This is a genomic window from Synechococcus sp. GFB01 (assembly GCF_001039265.1).
Classification (GTDB): domain Bacteria; phylum Cyanobacteriota; class Cyanobacteriia; order PCC-6307; family Cyanobiaceae; genus NIES-981.
In genome coordinates this window covers 1-3,935 of sequence record NZ_LFEK01000103.1, presented here as the reverse complement: position 1 = coordinate 3,935, position 3,935 = coordinate 1, and the positions used below count along the sequence as shown (strand labels likewise).

Here is a 3,935-nt window from a genome sequence, read left to right as displayed (position 1 = left end):
CCCACCGGCAGGCCGCCGGCATCAGCCTTGTTGCCCGCCACCAGCAGCACCGCGCCGGGCGGCACCAGGTCGCGCAGGGCCTGGTCCTGGGCAGTCCAGCCGGCGCTGAGATCGAACAGCAGCAGCACCGCATCGGCCGCCGCCAGGGCGGCGCGGGAGCGCTCGATGCCGAGCTGCTCCACCCGATCGCCGGTGTCGCGGATGCCGGCAGTGTCGAGCAGGGTGAGCGGCACCCCTTCGAGCACCAGCTCACTCTCCAGCAGGTCGCGGGTGGTGCCGGGCAGGTCGGTCACGATCGCCCGCTCACGCCGACTGAGCAGGTTGAGCAGGCTCGATTTGCCCACGTTGGGACGACCCACGATCGCCACCCGGAGCCCCTGGCGCAGCAGCTCCCCCTGACGTGCCTCGGCCACGAGGCGCTCCAGCTCACCGCGCACCGTCGCCAGCTCCGCCGCCACCGCCGCGCCATCCAGCGGCGGCAGGTCCTCCTCGAAATCCACCCGCGCCTCCAACTCGGCCAGCTGGTCGAGCAGCCGACCGCGCAGGGCGGTGAGACGACGTTGCAGGCCGCCATCGATGCCGGCCATGGCCAGCTGGGCGGCGCGGCGGGATCGGGCCGTGATCATCTCGCCGATCGCCTCGGCGCGGGTGAGATCGAGGCGGCCATTGAGGAAGGCCCGCTGGCTGAACTCGCCTGGCTGGGCCCGGCGGGCACCGGCCGCCAGCACCAGCTCCAGCACCCGCTGCACCGCCACCAGGCCCCCGTGGCAGTGGAGCTCCACCACGGTTTCGCGGGTGAAGCTGCGGGGTGCCCGCATCAGCAGCAGCAGGGCCTCATCCACCCGCTCGCCGCTGGCCGGATCCACCACGTGGCCGTAGAGCACCCGATGGCTCTCCCAGGTCTGATCGCCCGGGGGCACGAACAAGCGCCTGCCGATCGGCTCCGCCTGCGGGCCGGAGATTCGTACGATCGCCACACTGCCCTCGCCCGGAGCCACCGCCGTGGCGACGGCGGCAATCGTGTCGTTGGACCCCGTTTCGCTGGCCTTCATGCCTCCATTCCAGCGTTCAGCCCTCAGCCTCGGCAGGCGCCTGCAGCGCTGGCTGGTCTGGCTCTGGCGGCAGGAGGGAAGCCATGGCCAGCGGGCACGGGGGCTGGCAGCGGGGATCTTCTGCGGCTGCTTTCCCTTCTTCGGTCTGCAGACCCTTCTGGGCGTGGCCCTGGCCAGTGTGCTGCGGGGCAACCATCTGTTGGCGGCCGCCGGCACCTGGATCAGCAATCCGCTCACCTATGTGCCGCTCTACTGGTTCAACGACCAGCTGGGCTGCTGGCTCCTCGGCAGCGCCGAGCCGTGGCCGGGAGGGGCCATCCACACCCACCGGGTGATCTGGCAACTGGGCGGCCAGGTGGCCAGCCGGCTGCTGCTCGGCTCGGCCGTGGTGGGACTGGCCTGCGCCACCGCATTCGGCTGGCTGTTCTGGCTCTGGCTGAAGCAGGAGCGCTCCTGGCCGACCCAGCTGTGATCAGGAGTTGGCGAGCCCGGGAAACACCATCAGGTCGATATGGCCTCCCTCCGGATGGCGCCATTCACGGAATTCAGCAGCCAGGGCCCGCTGCTCGGCTCCCAGGGCCTGGCCCTGGAGATCCTGAAGACGCCGGTGCACCAGATCCAGGGTGTCATCGATCAGCTGGGCCGCTTGATCAGACGTCATGGCTCCACGGATAACGATCGTGCTGCGTTTGTATCGGGACCCGCCCGGCCTGGCTGTAGCGATCACCACGCTGGTCAGGACTCCATCACGCCTGCCAGCCAATCCGAAGGTTCTCCCACTCCGGTGCGATCGGCACTTCGGGCAGGTTCCAGCGCGGCTGCCACCCCGCGACAGCGGCGCCGCCTTCAGGTCGGCCCATCCAGCGATCCCGCAGCGGTCGGGCGCGCCGCCAGAGCGCCGCCGGCACCACATCTGTATGGAGTCGGGACCCAGCGGCTCGATGCAGGCTCGAACGGCAGCCCCAGCAGGGGATTGGTCACAACCACCGGCAGTCCAGCCGCGGGCCGGAAGGAACAGCCACTTGCGCAACCGTCCCGGGGCACTGGTCGACGATCGCCACCATTCTCACCATTGCTTCAGGCGTAAGCCGGGAATCTGACTCTTCGCCATGACACGATCCACCCGGAGTGCTCCAGCCGTTATCCGATCGAGCCAGCAGCCTGATGCGCGCAGTCTGGCCAGGGGGATTCTGCTCATGGTCAGTGGCGGCCTGGCCCTGGGTGGTCTCTTCGCCCTGACCCACACGGTGCAGCTCGACAGCGTCCTGGTGGCCAGCCAGGCGATCTTCAACGTGATCAGTGGCGTCAAGGGTGTGGTGATGGGAATCGGCCAGCTTCTGCTCGGGCTGGTGCAGATGCTGGGTTTTGCGGCTCTCGCCGTGGTCGCCGTGATCGCGGTGCTGGCTGTGGTCAGCGGCTCGGTGAGGATCGGCACGAAACTCGTTCCCCAGCTGGAATTCCTCTGGAATCTGCTCACCCATGGCCTCAATGGCCTCACCCGGCTGGTGATCCTCCCCCGTCGCAGCGACCGCGGACATCTTGAGCGCGGCCACAAGGGATCACCCGATCACAGCACCACTGCTGAGCGTCATGCCGCTCCCGATCCGGGCCATGCGGTCACCAGAACGATCCGCCAGTCTGCTCCCATCCGTTCGCACCAGAAGGCGGCATAAGGGGAGTCAACGGCCGACACCCATCGCCGGACAACGAGATCGGCGCTGAACGGCAGCCTTTCAGAACGGCACCGGCACGAAGAAACGTGAGGCCAGTTGTGCCAGAGGAGCCAAGGCCTGCACCAGACCGGAAGCACCCTGAAGCATCGCTGAGCCCATGCCATTGCCGCCCTTGGCTTCGATCCCTGCATCGGGATCCCGGGCCAGCTGTTCGGCACCCTGCCTGAGTTCCGCGGCCACATCGGAACTTCCCTGACGCTCGTAGAGGCTGGCGGCGTAGTTGAGATCCTTTCGGCCGCCATCGCGGTTGCCCTGCTCGATCCGCACCAGACCACGGGCCACCCAGGTGATCGCGGCATCCGGTTGCCTGAGCAGGGCCTTGCTGAACGCTTCCTCCGCCTGGGGCAAACGACCCTCCAGAGCGGCCTCAACACCGGCGTTGTGGATGCTCGCGTAGCTGCTCGACTCCACCGGAACACCAAGGGCACCCTTCCAGTGACTGCGCATGAGGGCATCGGGGTCGAGCAGAGCACCGCTGAGATCGGCCTCGCGGAGGTCGGTACCCTCGAGGCGGGCGCCGCGCAGGTCGGCACCCCGCAGCGAAGCCCCAAGCAGGGAGCTGAAGCTCAGGTCGGCACCCCGCAGATTGGCGCCATCCAGTTGGGCGCGGCCGAGGTTGGCGCGTTGCAGCTGGGCCTGCGCCAGCTGGGCATCGCGGAGGTCGGCGTAGACCAGATCGGCATCCGCCAGCCGGCAACCAGGGCAGTTCCGCTTCTCCAGCAACCGTTGCAGATGGCCGCTGTCATCGGCCATGCCAGCCGACGCCCCGAGCAGCACGGCTGTTGCCAGAAAGCCGACCGCCAGACGATGAGCGGGGATGGGATCGCGCCTGGACGGCGGCATGATTCCCGACATCGGCTCCGCCTGCAGCATTGCGTCTTGATAGCGCAGGCTAGGGCCGGTCGGAATCATGCAACCGCTCCGGCGGCAGGGGCCAGGCTGCGCCGATCGACCAATGAAGCGACCGATCCCACCATTGATAGCCAAATCGTGCAGCTTCAGGCCGCCGGCGCGGATGTGCTGATTTGCGGCGTGGTGCCGCGCTTCGCCGCCCAGGCCATTCGCCGCGTGCATGACATTGGCTGGCGGCCCATGATGTTCATGACCAATGTGTCGGTTTCGGTCGGTGTGGTCATGCAGCCGGCCGGGC

General features: G+C 68.3%; 5 protein-coding genes. 2 read left to right on the top strand and 3 right to left on the bottom strand.

All coding sequences use genetic code 11. The features are described 5' to 3' along the window. Window positions 1–1,052: tRNA uridine-5-carboxymethylaminomethyl(34) synthesis GTPase MnmE (gene mnmE / locus SYNGFB01_RS09945; protein ID WP_048017901.1), on the bottom strand; the 1,052-nt coding region annotated here is incomplete at its 3' end. Between mnmE and SYNGFB01_RS09940 the strand changes: the two genes are divergently transcribed. Continuing rightward, entirely contained in the window at window positions 1,051–1,524 is a 474-nt protein-coding gene (locus tag SYNGFB01_RS09940; protein ID WP_048017900.1) for a DUF2062 domain-containing protein, read from the top strand. The genes mnmE and SYNGFB01_RS09940 overlap by 2 nt on opposite strands. Here SYNGFB01_RS09940 and SYNGFB01_RS09935 read toward each other — a convergent pair whose 3' ends face one another. Then, window positions 1,525–1,713, bottom strand: coding sequence for a hypothetical protein (locus SYNGFB01_RS09935; RefSeq protein WP_048017899.1), 189 nt, complete (start codon window positions 1,711–1,713; stop codon window positions 1,525–1,527). It abuts the gene before it with no gap. 535 nt (window positions 1,714–2,248) lie between these two features. Between SYNGFB01_RS09935 and SYNGFB01_RS09930 the strand changes: the two genes are divergently transcribed. Then, on the top strand, window positions 2,249–2,725 hold the full coding sequence (locus SYNGFB01_RS09930; protein ID WP_048017898.1) for a hypothetical protein: 477 nt from the start codon (window positions 2,249–2,251) through the stop codon (window positions 2,723–2,725). A 60-nt stretch (window positions 2,726–2,785) separates the two neighbouring features. Here SYNGFB01_RS09930 and SYNGFB01_RS09925 read toward each other — a convergent pair whose 3' ends face one another. Further along, entirely contained in the window at window positions 2,786–3,628 is an 843-nt protein-coding gene (locus tag SYNGFB01_RS09925) for a pentapeptide repeat-containing protein (protein ID WP_048017902.1), read from the bottom strand. Between the last annotated feature and the right edge of the window lie 307 nt (window positions 3,629–3,935).